Source organism: Streptomyces sp. NPDC053493, assembly GCF_044544825.1.
In the GTDB taxonomy this organism is placed as follows: domain Bacteria; phylum Actinomycetota; class Actinomycetes; order Streptomycetales; family Streptomycetaceae; genus Streptomyces.
Genome location: NZ_JBITXS010000008.1, coordinates 163845 through 177741 on the forward strand (window position 1 = coordinate 163845; position 13897 = coordinate 177741).

At 72.9% G+C, this 13897-nt stretch carries 14 protein-coding genes and 1 pseudogene; 3 read left to right on the forward strand and 12 right to left on the reverse strand.

Translation table 11 applies throughout. The annotated features are described in order from the left end of the window. Positions 1-64: 64 nt before the first annotated feature. The 5 genes from ACIGO8_RS23170 to ACIGO8_RS23190 all read right to left on the reverse strand — a co-directional run bounded on the left by ACIGO8_RS23170 (position 65) and on the right by ACIGO8_RS23190 (position 4105). Positions 65-550, reverse strand: coding sequence for a GNAT family N-acetyltransferase (locus ACIGO8_RS23170; RefSeq protein ID WP_399733761.1), 486 nt, complete (start codon positions 548-550; stop codon positions 65-67). An 86-nt stretch (positions 551-636) separates the two neighbouring features. Further along, on the reverse strand, positions 637-948 hold the full coding sequence (locus ACIGO8_RS23175; RefSeq protein ID WP_399733764.1) for an antibiotic biosynthesis monooxygenase family protein: 312 nt from the start codon (positions 946-948) through the stop codon (positions 637-639). 21 nt (positions 949-969) lie between these two features. Further along, positions 970-1644 (reverse strand): O-methyltransferase, encoded by a 675-nt coding sequence (locus ACIGO8_RS23180; protein WP_399733767.1) that lies wholly within the window; start codon positions 1642-1644, stop codon positions 970-972. Between the two features lie 10 nt (positions 1645-1654). After that, positions 1655-2767, reverse strand: a complete 1113-nt coding sequence (locus tag ACIGO8_RS23185) for a DUF2330 domain-containing protein (protein WP_399733769.1) — start codon at positions 2765-2767, stop codon at positions 1655-1657. A gap of 93 nt (positions 2768-2860) precedes the next feature. Then, positions 2861-4105 (reverse strand): cytochrome P450, encoded by a 1245-nt coding sequence (locus tag ACIGO8_RS23190; protein WP_399733772.1) that lies wholly within the window; start codon positions 4103-4105, stop codon positions 2861-2863. A gap of 243 nt (positions 4106-4348) precedes the next feature. On the opposite strand from ACIGO8_RS23190, the gene ACIGO8_RS23195 reads away from it, so the two are divergent. Then, entirely contained in the window at positions 4349-5518 is a 1170-nt protein-coding gene (locus ACIGO8_RS23195) for a steroid 3-ketoacyl-CoA thiolase (protein WP_399733775.1), read from the forward strand. A 99-nt stretch (positions 5519-5617) separates the two neighbouring features. On the opposite strand, the gene ACIGO8_RS23200 is transcribed toward ACIGO8_RS23195, so the two are convergent. Continuing rightward, positions 5618-6238 carry an NADPH-dependent FMN reductase gene (locus tag ACIGO8_RS23200; RefSeq protein ID WP_399733778.1) on the reverse strand — a complete coding sequence of 207 codons (621 nt, stop codon included), beginning with the start codon at positions 6236-6238 and terminating at the stop codon, positions 5618-5620. Between the two features lie 174 nt (positions 6239-6412). On the opposite strand from ACIGO8_RS23200, the gene ACIGO8_RS23205 reads away from it, so the two are divergent. Further along, a complete protein-coding gene (locus tag ACIGO8_RS23205; protein WP_399733781.1) occupies positions 6413-7051 on the forward strand; it encodes a TetR/AcrR family transcriptional regulator in 639 nt (212 codons plus the stop codon). 24 nt (positions 7052-7075) lie between these two features. On the opposite strand, the pseudogene ACIGO8_RS23210 reads toward ACIGO8_RS23205, so the two are convergent. After that, positions 7076-7747, reverse strand: a pseudogene (locus ACIGO8_RS23210) (DUF2871 domain-containing protein). Here ACIGO8_RS23210 and ACIGO8_RS23215 point away from each other — a divergent pair. After that, positions 7668-8549 carry a LysR family transcriptional regulator gene (locus ACIGO8_RS23215; RefSeq protein WP_399733784.1) on the forward strand — a complete coding sequence of 294 codons (882 nt, stop codon included), beginning with the start codon at positions 7668-7670 and terminating at the stop codon, positions 8547-8549. The pseudogene ACIGO8_RS23210 and the gene ACIGO8_RS23215 sit on opposite strands and share 80 nt — an antisense overlap. Positions 8550-8638: 89 nt before the next feature. Here the strand turns inward: ACIGO8_RS23215 and ACIGO8_RS23220 are convergent, their stop codons facing one another. The 5 genes from ACIGO8_RS23220 to ACIGO8_RS23240 all read right to left on the reverse strand — a co-directional run bounded on the left by ACIGO8_RS23220 (position 8639) and on the right by ACIGO8_RS23240 (position 13885). Further along, the gene (locus ACIGO8_RS23220; RefSeq protein ID WP_399734261.1) at positions 8639-9046 is read right to left on the reverse strand and encodes a transglycosylase SLT domain-containing protein; all 408 of its coding nucleotides are present in this window, start codon (positions 9044-9046) and stop codon (positions 8639-8641) included. A 297-nt stretch (positions 9047-9343) separates the two neighbouring features. Beyond that, entirely contained in the window at positions 9344-10294 is a 951-nt protein-coding gene (locus ACIGO8_RS23225) for an ECF transporter S component (RefSeq protein WP_399733787.1), read from the reverse strand. Further along, positions 10291-12021 carry an ABC transporter ATP-binding protein gene (locus ACIGO8_RS23230; protein WP_399733789.1) on the reverse strand — a complete coding sequence of 577 codons (1731 nt, stop codon included), beginning with the start codon at positions 12019-12021 and terminating at the stop codon, positions 10291-10293. Before ACIGO8_RS23230 ends, ACIGO8_RS23225 begins: the two co-directional genes overlap by 4 nt. After that, the gene (locus ACIGO8_RS23235) at positions 12018-13238 is read right to left on the reverse strand and encodes an energy-coupling factor transporter transmembrane component T (RefSeq protein WP_399733792.1); all 1221 of its coding nucleotides are present in this window, start codon (positions 13236-13238) and stop codon (positions 12018-12020) included. Before ACIGO8_RS23235 ends, ACIGO8_RS23230 begins: the two co-directional genes overlap by 4 nt. Then, positions 13235-13885 carry an SCO2322 family protein gene (locus ACIGO8_RS23240; RefSeq protein ID WP_399734264.1) on the reverse strand — a complete coding sequence of 217 codons (651 nt, stop codon included), beginning with the start codon at positions 13883-13885 and terminating at the stop codon, positions 13235-13237. The genes ACIGO8_RS23235 and ACIGO8_RS23240 overlap by 4 nt, the downstream gene beginning before the upstream one ends. Positions 13886-13897 lie beyond the last annotated feature (12 nt).

Sequence of the window (13897 nt, forward strand, 5' to 3'; positions counted from 1 at the left end):
CCGCGCGACCGCCACGCGCGAAGGCGGCCGTCACGCGCGAAGGTGACCGGGGCGTGCGACGGCGTCAGAGCTCCTTGCCGTACCAGACGTCCATGTACGGGCCGGTGCAGTACGCCGGTATCTCCGCGTACCCGTGGCGCGCGTACAGCGCCCGCGCCTCGACCAGGTCCAGGCGGGTGTTGAGCACCATCCGGCGGGCGCCGAGCTCGCGCGCCGCGTCCTCGAGGTGCCGCAGCAGCTCGCCGGCCCCGCCCTTGCCGCGGAAGCCGTGGCGCAGGAAGACCCGGGTCAGCTCCGCGCGGTCCTCGTCGAGCATGAGCACGCCGCCGCAGCCGGCCGCCTCGCCCTCCCAGCGCGCCACCAGGAACTGCCCGGTCGGCGGAGTCAGCAGCTCCACCCCGTCGCCGTCGAGGCCCTCGTCGATCTCGGCCTCGGTCGCCGGGCGCTTCCAGTAGCGGCCGGCGACGTCGCCGTAGTAGTCGCGGCGCAGGGCGGTGGCGTCCGGGGTGTCGACGCGCTCGGCGGAGAAGTTCCAGGTCATGCCCGCCATTGTGGTGCGCGCACGCCCCGGCCCGCCGCCGAATTTTCTCCGCCCGCCGCCCGCCGCCCGCGCCCCGGTCGCCTCCTGGCGTCAGGTCACTTGGGCGAGGCCTGCTGGACGACCTCGAACGACCACAGCGTGGAGCCGGTCGCGGCCGGCCTGGGGCGGTCCGCGCCACCTTCGTGGGCGGTCTTCATGGAGCCGTTCATCCAGTTCTGGAAGTCCTCCTCGCTGCGCCAGCGGGTGTAGACGAGGTACTGGTCGGTGCCCTCCAGCGGGCGGAGGAGCTCGAACCACTCGAAGCCGTCCGAGCCCTCGACGGCCCCCGCACGCGCCGCGAAACGCTGCTCCAGGACCTCGCGCTGCTCGGCCGGGACGGTCAGGACGTTGATCTTCACGATGCTCATGGAGGGCAGGATATGACCCGGCTAGCTCACCACGCGGGCGAGGAGCAGGCCGTCGTAGCCCTTCGTGCCGACCGTCTGCACGGCCGTGGCCTCCAGGCGCGGCTCGTTGGCGACCAGCTCGAACATCTCGCGGGTGCCGGTGATCGCCGGGTCGTCCGGGTGCGGCGTGGCGACCTTGCCGCCGCGCACGACGTTGTCGACGACGATGAGGGTGCCGGGCCGGGAGAGCTTCAGCGCCCAGGAGACGTAGTGCGGGTTGTTGACCTTGTCGGCGTCGACGAAGACGAAGTCGAACGGGCCCGCGCCCTCCTGCTCCAGGAGCGGAAGGGTGTCCAGGGCCGCGCCGGTGCGCACCTCGACGGTCTTGTCGAGTCCGGCGCGGGCGAGGTTGGCGCGGGCCACGTCGGCGTGCGCGGCGGAGTACTCGAGCGTGATCAGCCGGCCGTCGGCCGGCAGCGCGCGGGCCATCCAGATGGTGCTGTAGCCACCGAGGGTGCCGATCTCCAGGACGTTCTTCGCGCCCTGCGCGGCGACGAGCAGGTGGAGCAGCTTGCCCTGGTTGGGAGCGACGGCGATCTCGGGCAGTCCGGCGGCCGTGGAGTCGGCGAGCGCGGCCTCGAGCGCGTCGTCGGCCGGCGCCAGCAGATCGGTGAAGTAGCGGTCGACGGTGGTCCATTGGGCTTGGTCAGTGCTCATACGGGCGAAACTACACCTGCCCGTGAGCGACGCGCCCGGACCGCGGCCCGGACCTTCGTCCACCCGCCCGTGAGCGACGCGCCCGGACCGCCGCCCATGTGGCCGCCGCGGCCAGGACGAGGAGCACTCCGCCCACGGTGAGCAGCCAGACCGGGACGCCGCCGCCGACGGTCCACAGCCGGTCCTTCCAGATCACCTCGCGGTACGGGGTGTCGGCGGCGGCCCGGACGAGCTCGTGGTCGCCGTCGATCCGGGCGGGCTCGGGGAAGGACTGGTCGACGGCGGTGAGGAACACAGGTCCGGCGCCGGTCAGTTCGGCCAGCGCGCCGGCCGGCCGGTCGACCGCGCCGGCGAAGAGCACCTCGGGCCGGTCGCCGCCGAGGTCGCTCCTCGGCTCCATGCGGTGGCCGGCGAGCACGTACAGGCCGAGGGACTGCGGGGACGTGGCGAGCCGGGAGAGCCGCATCGGGTAGACCGGCGTGTCGTTCCTGAACGTGATCCGCAGCGGGTCGAGCGTGCCGTACAGCGCCTCGCCGGCCTTCTCGGGAGCGAGGCGGACGGCGACGTACTCCCACTTCCGTTCGACGTACGGGCGCAGTCCTTCGGTGAGCCGGTCGGAGAGCTCGAAGCCGTTGCGGTGCAGCCAGTCGCCGAGCGCGGCCGGGTCGGTGGCGGTCAGCCGGGCCACGTCGAAGGGGCCGAGCCGTTCGCGGCCGACGACGCCGACGCCCGGGCCGCCCGCCGCGCCGGGCGGGGCGGCGGCCGCGCCGTCCAGGTCGCCGGTGGAGAAGGGCCAGTCGCCGCCGCGCGGCCAGAAGTAGTCGCGGTCCTTGTGCTCGGGCGCGGTGAGCCGGGCGAGTTCGTCGAAGAGGGCCGGGTCGCCGAGGCGGACGTCGGCCCGGTGCGGCACCGGCATGATCCAGGCGGCGCGTTCGGCGTCGCCGTGGACGGTGAAGCGCATGACGATCTGCTCGGTGCCGGTGCGCTCGTCCCAGCGCACCGCCGAGGTCTCCCGGTCGACGCCGATCCGGGCCATCTTGTCGACGACCATGGCGCCGCAGCCGCAGGCGTAGGCCGGTGCGACGAGCGAGCCGAGCTGGAGCGCGAGCAGCGCGACGATCATCGTGAGAATTCGGTGTGTCCCCCGCATGCCTGCTCGGACGCGCGAACGGACCAGCCGGTTCCGCTCGCGCGCCCCAGCGCGGCACGCTCCTCCTCAGCCGGCCCTGACCTGGAGTTCCTTGATGCCGTTGAGCCAGGCCGCGCGCAGGCGGCGGGGCTCGCCCGCCAGCGACAGGGTGGGGAGTTCGTCGGCGAGGGCCTCGAAGATCAGCTCGATCTCCTTGACGGCGAGGGACTTGCCGAGGCAGAAGTGCGGTCCGCCGCCGCCGAAGCCGAGGTGCGGGTTCGGGTCGCGGGTGATGTCGAAGGTCTCGGGGTCGTCGAAGACCTCCGGGTCGTTGTTGGCGGAGGAGTAGAAGAGCCCGATCCGGTCGCCCTTCCTGATCTTCTGGCCGCCGATCTCGGTGTCCTGGGTGGCGGTGCGCTGGAAGGAGACCACGGGTGTCGCCCAGCGCACGATCTCCTCCGCGGCGGTGGCCGGCCGCTCCCGCTTGTAGAGCTCCCACTGGTCGGGATGGGTGAGGAAGGCGTGCATGCCGTGGCTGATGGCGTTGCGGGTGGTCTCGTTGCCGGCGACGGCGAGGAGCAGCACGAAGAAGCCGAACTCGTCGGAGGACAGGTTGCCCTGGCCCTCGGCGGCGACGAGCTGGGACACGATGTCCTGGGCGGGGCACTCCTTGCGGGCGGCGGCGAGGTTCATGGCGTAGCCGATGAGTTCCATGGCGGCCTCGGCGCCGATCTCCTCGGTGATGGCGTACTCGGGATCGTCGTACGCGACCATCTTGTTCGACCAGTCGAAGATCCGGGCCCGGTCCTCCTGGGGTACGCCGATGAGTTCGGCGATGGCCTGGAGCGGCAGCTCGACGGCGACCTTGGTGACGAAGTCGAAGGCGCCGTCCGGTCCGGCCGCGGCCCTGGCCTCCTCGACGATGGCGCGGGCGCGTGCGCGCAGCGCGGTCTCGAGGCTGCGGATGGCGCGCGGGGTGAAGCCGCGCTGCACGATCTGGCGGACCCGGGTGTGCTCGGGCGGGTCCATGTTGAGCATGATCAGCTTCTGGACCTCGATCTGGTCCCGGGTGATGTGCTCGTTGAAGCGGATGACGGCGGTGTTCTCGTGGGAGGAGAACAACTCCGGGTGGGTGGAGACGTACTTGACGTCGGCGTGCCGGGTCACGGCCCAGTAGCCCTCGTCGGCGAAGCCGGTGACGCCGGCGGGCTGGGCGCACCACCAGACCGGGGCGGTCTGCCGGAGCTGCGCGAACTCCGGGTGGGGGACGCGGCTCTGGAGCAGATCGGGATCGGTGGCGTCGAACCCTTCGGAGAGATGGGGGCAGCGCATCGGCAACACACTCCATGTATCTGATGGACCATCAGAAGTTGCCCGGAAAGGTAATAACGAGTTCTACAAGTAGCAAGGCGCGCGGCGGGAAGTCTTGCCTTCCGGACCCTTGCGTACCGGCGGTAGCAGTCATAAGACTGCAAGCAGAACTAGAACGCGTACTAGTTCTTTGGTCCCTGTCCCACGTGACGTCGACCGGCCGGGGTGCCGGGACACCCCGCCGGGCGAGGAGAGGACGAGCTCATGGCCGCGGAACCCGTCATCGTCGAAGCCGTACGCACACCCATCGGCAAGCGCGGAGGCGCGCTCGCCAACCTCCATCCCGCCTACCTCCTCGGCGAGACCTACCGCGAACTCCTCGGACGCACCGGCATCCACGCCGACTGCGTCGAGCAGATCGTCGGCGGTACGGTCACCCACGCGGGCGAGCAGTCCATGAACCCCGCCCGCACCGCCTGGCTCACCATGGGTCTTCCCTACGAGACGGCCGCCACCACCGTCGACTGCCAGTGCGGCTCCTCCCAGCAGGCCAGCCACATGGTCGCCAACATGGTCGCCGCCGGCGTCATCGACATCGGGATCTCCTGCGGCGTCGAGGCGATGTCCCGCGTCCCGCTGGGCTCCGGATCCAAGCACGGCCCCGGAAAGCCCTGGCCGGACGAGTGGAACGTCGACCTGCCCAACCAGTTCGAGGCCGCCGAGCGCATCGCCCGCCGCCGCGGCCTCACCCGCGAGCGCGTCGACTCCCTCGGACTGCTCTCCCAGGAGCGCGCCGCCGTCGCCTGGTCGGAGGAACGCTTCAAGCGCGAGACCTTCGCCGTGCAGGTCCCGACGACCGAGGAGGAGCAGCACGCCGGGCAGGGCATGTGGCGGCTCGTCGACCGCGACGAGGGACTGCGCGACACCAGCATGGAGGCCCTGGCCCGGCTCAAGCCGGTCATGCCGACCGCCGTCCACACCGCCGGCAACTCCTCCCAGATCTCCGACGGCGCCTCCGCGATCATGTGGGCCTCCAAGCGGATGGCCCGCGCCCTGAAGCTCAGGCCGAGGGCCCGGATCGTCGCCCAGGCCCTGGTCGGCGCCGACCCGCACTACCACCTCGACGGCCCGGTCGACGCGACCCGGGCGGTGCTCGGCAAGGCCGGGATGTCGCTCAAGGACATCGACCTCGTCGAGATCAACGAGGCCTTCGCGTCGGTGGTGCTGAGCTGGGCGCAGGTCTTCGACCAGGACCTGGAGAAGGTCAACGTCAACGGCGGCGCCATCGCGCTCGGCCACCCGGTGGGCGCGACCGGGGCGCGGCTGATCACCACGGCCCTGCACGAGCTGGAGCGCACCGACAAGGAGTTCGCGCTGATCACGATGTGCGCGGGCGGCGCGCTGGCGACCGGCACGATCATCCAGCGGCTCTAGGCCGTCTCTGGGCCGGCTCTGGGCCGCCTCTAGACCGGCTCTAGACCGGCTCTAGGCCGTCTCTTCCGGATCTTGCCGGGTTCGGGGCGGGCCGGTCCGTCAGGCGGCGGCCGGGGCCCCGGCGGCGGTCGCGGCCTCGGCGGCGGCCCTGGCGTCGATCTTGGCCTGGAGGCGGGACAGCAGCTCCTGGAGCAGTTCGACGGTGGTCTCGTCCGTCAGGTTGCCGTCCTCGTCGAAGCGCTCGTGCGAGCGGAACACGTGCACCTCGGGCTTCACCACGACGTCGCTCTCGGTCCAGACGAAGACCTGGCGCAGCGCCAGCTGGGCCCGCACGGTGCCGAAGTTGGTCGGGGCCGCGCCCATGGCGGCGACGGGCTTGCGGTGCAGCGGCAGGCCCTCGCTCTTGGTCCAGTCGGTGCTCAGCCAGTCGAGGGCGTTCTTGAGGACGCCGGGGATCGAGTAGTTGTACTCGGGCGTGGCGATGAGCAGGCCGTCCGCCTCCTGCACCCGCCGGCGCAGGTCGGCCACGACGGCGGGGCGGCGTTCGGGAGTGTCGAGGTCGCGGTCGTACGGCGGGATGTCGCGCAGGCCCTCGTAGATCTCGATCTCTGCTGTGCCCGGGTTGAACTTCCGGGCGGCGTGCAGCAGCCGGGTGTTGTGGGAGGCGGCGCGCAGCGAGCCGGAGAGGGCGAGGATCCGGGACGGGCGGGAAGCGTTCATCGGCGGGACTCCTGGGATCGGGCTGCCCGTGGCAGCGGAGGGTGGTGGCGTGGTGGCCGTCCGCTTCGGGAGGCGGTCGGTCTGAACTGTACCGACTGGTTCATATGAACTCAACAGGTCAGTTCATCTCAGCTGCTAGGCTGGCCCCCGGGAACGAGGGAGAGGGGAGCGGACGTGAAAGAGACCCCGCGCGTGCCGACCGGCGACCGGGCCGCCCGCAAGCGGCTGGCCATCGTCCGGGCCGCCCGGACGGCCTTCGTCCGCGACGGCTTCAAGGTCGGCATGGATACCATCGCCCACGAGGCCGGCGTCTCCAAGGTGACCGTCTACAACCACTTCGGCAGCAAGGACACGCTGTTCCTGGCCGTCGTCGGGGACGCTCTCGAAGAGGCGCTCGGCGAGGCCGTCGCGGGCACCGCCGCCCGCCTCGAAGGCACCGACGACCTGCGCACCGCCCTGCTCTGGACGGCGGACGCCTGGGTGAAGGGCATGATCAGGCCCGAGATGATGGCCCTGCGCCATCTCGTGGTCAACGAGGCCCGCCGCTTCCCCGAACTCGGCCTCGCGTGGAAGCAGCACGGCCCCGACCGGGCGCGGCCCGCGCTGCTCGACACCTTCCGCGGGCTCATCGCCGAAGGGCGCCTCGAGATGCCCGACGTCGAGGTCGCCATCATCCAGTTCTACTCACTGGTGCTGTACCCGCACCTGATCCACAGCGCCTACGGCGAGGCCCTGTCGCCGGAGACCACCGCGGCGCTCAGCGAGACCGGCGTCGACATGTTCCTCGCCTACTACCAGTACCGTCCGGCATAGCCGCAGATCAGCCTGGGCTTCCTGTCACGGGGCCGTCGAGTGCGGGGCCGGCGAGGCGTGCGGGTCGGCGACCGTGCTCGGAGGGGTGCTCCCGGCCGGTATGCGCTTCCCGAGCGTGACGAAGAGCAGCACCAGGCCCGCTGTCAGCAGGAGGTGACCGAGCCCGGAGACCAGGCCGAGGGCCTCGTGCAGGGTGCGCCCCAGCACGGTCAGCGTGCCGCGGACGGCCATCATGGCCACGGTCACCGCCAGCCCGGCGTTTTACGTCCAGAAGAACCAGCCGAAGAGGCGGCTGGACGTCAGCCCGAACAGCTTCTCCAGTACGAGGACGACGAGGAAGAACAGCATCCCCAGCGCGATGACATGGGTGTGCACGACCGCGAGCTGCGTGTCACCGGTGAAGCTCTTCGCCTTGGTCAGTTCGCGGTAGTACAGGCCGCTGACCAGGCCGACGATCATGTAGACATGGGCGGTGTTGAGGATCTTCCGCACGGGTAACCTCTCCCGAATGCAGGTGAGTTGATGACTCCCGGCACGCTTGCACCGCCCCACGGTGGTGATCAAGAATGGGCTCGGCATGGATCCATAACCGGTGGCTAATGATCGGCGGCAGGGCGTGGAACTGCGGGATATCGGGATCTTCCTCACCCTCGCCGAGGAACTGCACTTCACCCGCACCGCCGAGCGCCTGCGCATCACCCAGGCCCGCGTCAGCCAGTCGGTCAGGCAGCTGGAGCGCCGGATCGGCGCACAGCTCTTCCACCGCACCAGCCGCAGTGTCCGGCTGACACCCATCGGCGCGCAGCTGCACCGGGAGTGGGAGGCCGGTTACCGCCAGATCATGCACGGCGTCGACGCCGCCACCGCGGCCGCGCGCGGTCACACCGGCGTTCTCGCGATCGGCACGACGGGACCGCACTTCTGCGTGGTCAAGGGCGCCATCAGGCTGCTCCAGGCCCGCCACCCGGCGGTCCAGGTGCAGCACCGTGAGATCCAGCAGCCTGCCCCGCTCGACCTGCTGGACTCCGGCGAGGTCGACCTGGCGCTGCTCTGGCTGCCGGTCGACGACCCACGCCTCACCGTCGGCCCGGTCGTGCACACCTCGCCGGTACGGCTCATGGTCGGGGCCACGCATCCGCTCGCCCGCCGGGAGTCGGTCCGGCTGGAGGACCTCGCGGACTGCACCTTCGTGGCCGGCCGGGGCCTGCCCGCGGCCATGGCGGACGGACTGGTTCCCTTCCACCCGCCTTCCGGCCGTCCCGTTCACCGCGGCCCGAAGGTCTCCACCTGGAACGAGGCCCTGAACGTGGTGGCCTCCGGACAGGCCGTCGCCACCGCCACCGCCGAGGCGGGCGACTTCTACAACTGGCCCAACCTCGTCTTCCTCCCCGTCGTCGACGCGCCGCCGAGCCGCTGGGCCCTCGTCTGGCCGAGCGAAAGGGAGACCCCTCTCGTCCAGGCCTTCGCCCAGGCCGCGGCGGACTCGGCACCCCGCTGAGCGGAACCGCGCCCGGAAAAGCCGCAGGCCCCGCCCCTCCGGAAGCGGAGGGCGGGGCCTTGCGGTGGCGCTGTGCGGCGTGGTGACTCTTAGTACCAGCCGTGGGTCTGCCAGAAGTTCCAGGCAGCGTTCGGGGAGCCGTAGCGCTCGTTCATGTAGTTGAGACCCCACTTGATCTGGGTGGCGGGGTTCGTCTTCCAGTCGGCACCGGCCGAGGCCATCTTCGAGCCGGGCAGGGCCTGGACCAGGCCGTAGGCGCCGCTGGAGGAGTTGGTGGCGGTGAAGTTCCAGCCGGACTCGTGCTCGACGATCTTGCTGAAGGACGCGAACTGCGCCGGCGGCACGATCTTGCGGGCGATCTCCTGCGCGGGGGCCGGAGCGGCCGAGGCGGTACCCGTCGTGCCCAGCACCGCGCCGGAGGCGCCCAGCAGGACGGCGGCGGAGACGGCGAAGGTCTTCTTGCGGTCGGAGACACGAGTGGCGATGGAGCGGAACAAAACGTCATACCTCACGTCGGGAACATGGTCGCGCCGGGCGATTTCGGCATGCCGGAACCAGAGCCCGGAAGCCCGGGAACTGGTGGGGAACCGGCCGGCCGTGGTGCTGCGCTGAGCACCGGCTGCCTGGCGACGTCCACCAGACAAGCAAACCCGGCGGGGGCGTGCAACGACCCCCTGTACGAGGAGGATTCGGACCCGGGCGAGGCGCCACCGTGCCGCACCGGCCACCCGATTCGGAGTGTTTCCGCAGGTCAAGGGAAGCTATGGGGTGATTTGACCGGCTCGTCCGGTCTCCTATTTCAGGTCGTACGTGACGTGGGTCCTATGAGGGGCCTCACCCTCCGAGGCCCTCTCAGAGGCCTCGAATGTGACCTGGGCCTCGAAGTTCGCCCGCCGGGTGGCCCGCCGCAGCGCCTTCAGGAGCGCGCCGCCGACGGTCAGCGTGAGGACGACCGTGAGCAGCGCGCGGCCCAGGTCCCAGCCGAGCGAGGTGGCGGCGACGTACGCGAGGAAGCGGACCAGGTTGTCCGCCACCGGCTCCCCGGGCCGGAACGAGATCGCCTGCCCGAAGCCGCCGACGGTCACCCACCCGTAGAGGTTGGTGACCGTGCCGTACGCGAAGGCAGCCACGAAGCCGTACGCGGCCAGCATCAGCCGCTCGCCCCGGCCCCGCGGACGCTCCGACAGCAGGCCCGCGCCCATCGTGAACCAGCCCATCGCCAGCATCTGCGTCGGCATCCACGGGCCCACACCGCCGGTGAGCAGCGCCGACGCGAACATCGTGACCGCGCCCAGGACGAAACCGAACCCGGGCCCCAGCACCCGCCCGCTCAGCACCATCAGGAAGAACATCGGCTCCAGACCGGCCGTGCCTGCCCCGAGCGGCCGCAGCGCCGCCCCGACGGCGGCGAGCACGCCCAGCATCGCCACCGCCTTCGCGTCCATGCCGCGGTCCGCGATGGTCGCCACGACGACCGCGATGAGGAGCGGAAGGAGCAGGGCGAAGAACCAGGGCGCGTCGGCGGCGTGGTCGGTGAGGGCGGAGCGGGCGTCGGCGAAGAGCGGCCAGCCGACCGCGATCAGACCGACGAGGGAGACGAGGACGAGCGCGGCGACGGACCGCGGGCCGAGCCGGACCGGACGGGCGGGGCGGGCCGCAGGGCCGGGACGGCCCGAGGGAGCGGGACCGGTACGGGCGGGACGGGCCGGGGGAGCGGGACGGTCCGGGCGGGCGGGCGTGCTCACAGGGCTGCCTCCACCTGCTCGACCGTGAGCCACGGCTCCGGCGCGAGGATCTTCGCGACCTGTGGCGAGAAGGCCGGCGAGGACACCACGACCTCGGCCGTCGGGCCGTCCGCGACCACCTCGCCGCCCGCGACGATCACGACACGGTCCGCGAGCTCCGCCGCCAGCTCGACGTCGTGCGTGGCAAGCACGACGGCGTGCCCGTCGGCGGCGAGCGCGCGCAGCCGCGCGACCAGGCGGGCCTTCGCCGCGTAGTCCAGGCCACGGGTCGGCTCGTCGAGCAGCAGCAGCGGCGGGCGCGCCGTCAGCACGACGGCCAGCGCGAGCGCCAGCCGCTGACCCTCCGAGAGGTCCCGCGGATGCGTGCCGTCCGCGACGCCCGGCAGCAGCTCCGACACCAGCGCCCGACAGCTTCCCGGAGCGGCCCCGGCGTCCGCGTCAGCGGCCGCGCACTCCGCCGCCACGGTGTCCGCGTACAGCAGGTCCCGCGGCTCCTGCGGCACGAGGCCCACCTGCCGGATCAGCGTCCGGGGCTCGGTGGTGTGCGGGGTCAGGCCCGCGACCCGCACGCTCCCGGCCGTCGGCGCGACCATCCCGACGAGCGTCCCGAGCAGCGTCGACTTCCCGGCGCCGTTGCGCCCCATCAGCGCCACGGTCTCGCCGGCCGCCACCCGCAGGTCCACCCGCCGCAGCGCCTCGACCCGGCCCCGCCGGACGCCGAGCCCGGCGACCTCCACGAGCGCCCCGCCGCCCGACGCGTCCACGGCACGCGCGCGCCGCCAACCGAACAGCGGCCGTCGACCGGTGGCCGCGGGCCGGGGCGGCGGGACCGGCGCGACGGCGGCGGGCCGGCCCGGCCGCGTCTCCGCCTCCGCCGCCGCGGGCGAGACCGAGGCCGAGGCCGAGGGCGCGGGCGCGGGCCGGGAGGCCAGGCGGGCCTTCAGATTGGGTGCCGCGCGGCGGGCGTCGCGGACGGTCAGAGGAAGCGGATCCCAGCCGGCCAGACGGCCGAGGGCGACGACCGGAGGATGGACCGGGGAGACGGCCATGATCTCGGCGGGCGGGCCGAGGACCGCCTCGGGAAGGAGCAGGACCTGGTCGGCGTACTGCACGACGCGCTCCAGGCGGTGCTCCGCCATCAGCACGGTCGTGCCCAGGTCGTGCACCAGCCGCTGGAGGACGGCCAGCACGTCCTCGGCGGCCGACGGGTCGAGCGCCGAGGTCGGCTCGTCGAGGACGAGGACCCGGGGATGCGGGGTGAGGACGGAGCCGATCGCGACGCGCTGCTGCTGGCCGCCGGACAGCGTGGCGATCGGGCGGTCGCGCAGCTCGGCGAGCCCCAGCAGGTCGAGGGTCTCCTCGACGCGCCGCCGCATCACCGCCGGCGCGAGGCCCAGCGACTCCATGCCGTACGCCAGCTCGTCCTCGACGGTGTCGGTGACGAAGTGCGCGAGCGGATCCTGCCCGACCGTGCCGACGACGTCGGCCAGCTCGCGCGGCGGATGCGTCCGCGTGTCCCGGCCCGCGACCGTGACCCGGCCCCGCAGCGTCCCGCCCGTGAAGTGCGGGACCAGGCCGGACACCGCGCCGAGCAGCGTCGACTTGCCGACCCCGGACGGGCCCACGAGCAGCACCAGCTCGCCCTCCGGCACCGTCAGGTCGAGGCCGTCGAGGGTGGGTGCGGCCTGATCGTCGTACGTCACCGAGACGTTCTCGAAGCGGATCACCGGACGGACTCCTTCGCCTGCTTCGGCTTCTTCGCCTGCTTCGGCCTCTTCGGCTCCCGGGACTGCCTCGGCTCCACGGACTGCCTCGGCTCCGCGGACTGCCTCGGCTCCGTGGACCGCCGCGGCTGCCGCGGCGGTACGGGAGCCACGACCGCGGGCAGCAGCCCCACCAGCACGGACACCGCGGGCCACACCGGCAGCCGCGGCGCCTCCAGCGGTACGACTCCGGGGTGCATCGCCTCCGGCACGGCCGAGCCGGTCCGGACGACGAGGACGGCCACCGCGATCCCGGACCCGGCCACCAGCCAGGCCCGCGCGCCCCACCGGTCGGGCCGGTAGCGGGTGCGCAGCGTCCGCCGGCCGCCGAGCCGCAGCCCGCCGACCGCCGCGCCGAGCCCGGCGACCAGCAGCGGAAGCCCGTAGCCGGCGCCCTGCGCGGCCAGTAGCCCGTACGAGCCGGCGCACACGCCGAGCAGCCCGCCGAGCGTGAGGACGTTGGTGGTGCGCCGTACCGCCGGCGGGACCTGGGCCGTACGGCCGTAACCGCGCGCGTCCATCGACGCCGCCACCGCCACCGAGCGTTCCAGCGCGCCCTCCAGGACCGGCAGGCCGATCTGGACCAGCGCCCGCACGCCGCCCGTCGGGCGGCCGCGCAGCCGGCGCGCGGTGCGCAGGCGCACCACGTCGGCGACGAGGTTCGGCGCGAAGGTCATCGCGACGACGACGGCGACGCCCGCCTCGTACAGCGCGCCCGGCAGCGACTTCAGCAGCCGCGCCGGGTTGGCGAGCGCGTTCGCGGCGCCCACGCAGATCAGCAGGGCCGCCAGCTTCAGCCCGTCGTACAGCGCGAACACCAGCTGCTCGGCCGTGACCCGGCCGCCGATCCGCACGCCCTGCGCCCAGTCGGGAAGCGGCACCTCGGGCAGCGTGAACAGCACCGCGGAGCCGGGGATCGGCGAGCCGAGGACGAGCGAGAAGGCGATCCGCAGGCCGACGACGAACAGCCCGAGCTTGACGAACGCGCCGTACGAGCGGGCCCACGGCGCGTCCGTACGGCGGGCCGCGACGACAAAGCCGGCGACGCCGACGACCAGGCCGAGCAGCAGCGGGTTGGTGGTGCGGGAGGCGGCCACGGCCAGGCCGAGCGCCCAGAGCCACCAGGCTCCGGGATGCAGGGCGTTGGACCGGCTCGCCTCGGGGGCGCGCAGCCGGTTCATCGGCGGCGGCGGGCCTGCCAGACGCCCGCGGCGCCCAGGAGGAGCACGGCGGCTCCGCCCGCGACGAGCCCGAGGGACGGCCCGCCGGACGAGGAGCCGGAGCTGGAGCTGGAGCTGGAGCTGGAGCCGGAGGCCGTGGCCGGCGCGGTGGGCTTCGTCGTCGACGGGGCCGGGTCCTGCTCCGTCACCTGCTCGCCGCAGCCCTTCGCCGGATAGCCCGCGATCCCGCACAGCAGCGCGTTCGTGTCGTACCGCAGCGGCTTGGCGACCGCCGCCAGCGCCTCCGCGGCCGTGGCGTCCTCGCCCACCTGCGGGCAGCCGACCCGGAGCAGCGGGCGCGGCGGCGTCTCGCCGGGCGGGGCGTCCTCGGGGCCGCCGAAGTCGATGACGACCGCGACCCGCTTGCTGCCCGGCTTCGCCGCGACGCCGGCACAGATGCCCGCGAAGTCGGGCCTGGCGGAGGGCTGCGAGGCGTCGGCGGAGTCCTTGCTGATCGCGAAGCGGAAGCCGAGGACGTCGCCGTCGGCGGGCCGCGCGGTCGCCGGGCCCTGCGTGGCGTAGCCCCACTCCGGGCCCTGGTTCTCCCAGAAGGACCAGTAGCGGTAGCCGGCCGCCTCGGCGGGCGCGGCGAAGGCGCCCACGCTCATGCCCACGGCCAG

Coding starts and splice junctions, on each gene's coding strand:
- ACIGO8_RS23185 (WP_399733769.1), bottom strand. CDS start 2,767: ATGATCGTCGCGCTGCTCGCGCTCCAGCTCGGCTCGCTCGTCGCACCG.
- ACIGO8_RS23200 (WP_399733778.1), bottom strand. CDS start 6,238: ATGAACGCTTCCCGCCCGTCCCGGATCCTCGCCCTCTCCGGCTCGCTG.
- ACIGO8_RS23175 (WP_399733764.1), bottom strand. CDS start 948: ATGAGCATCGTGAAGATCAACGTCCTGACCGTCCCGGCCGAGCAGCGC.
- ACIGO8_RS23235 (WP_399733792.1), bottom strand. CDS start 13,238: ATGAACCGGCTGCGCGCCCCCGAGGCGAGCCGGTCCAACGCCCTGCAT.
- ACIGO8_RS23180 (WP_399733767.1), bottom strand. CDS start 1,644: ATGAGCACTGACCAAGCCCAATGGACCACCGTCGACCGCTACTTCACC.
- ACIGO8_RS23190 (WP_399733772.1), bottom strand. CDS start 4,105: ATGCGCTGCCCCCATCTCTCCGAAGGGTTCGACGCCACCGATCCCGAT.
- ACIGO8_RS23170 (WP_399733761.1), bottom strand. CDS start 550: ATGGCGGGCATGACCTGGAACTTCTCCGCCGAGCGCGTCGACACCCCG.
- ACIGO8_RS23240 (WP_399734264.1), bottom strand. CDS start 13,885: ATGAGCGTGGGCGCCTTCGCCGCGCCCGCCGAGGCGGCCGGCTACCGC.
- ACIGO8_RS23195 (WP_399733775.1), top strand. CDS start 4,349: ATGGCCGCGGAACCCGTCATCGTCGAAGCCGTACGCACACCCATCGGC.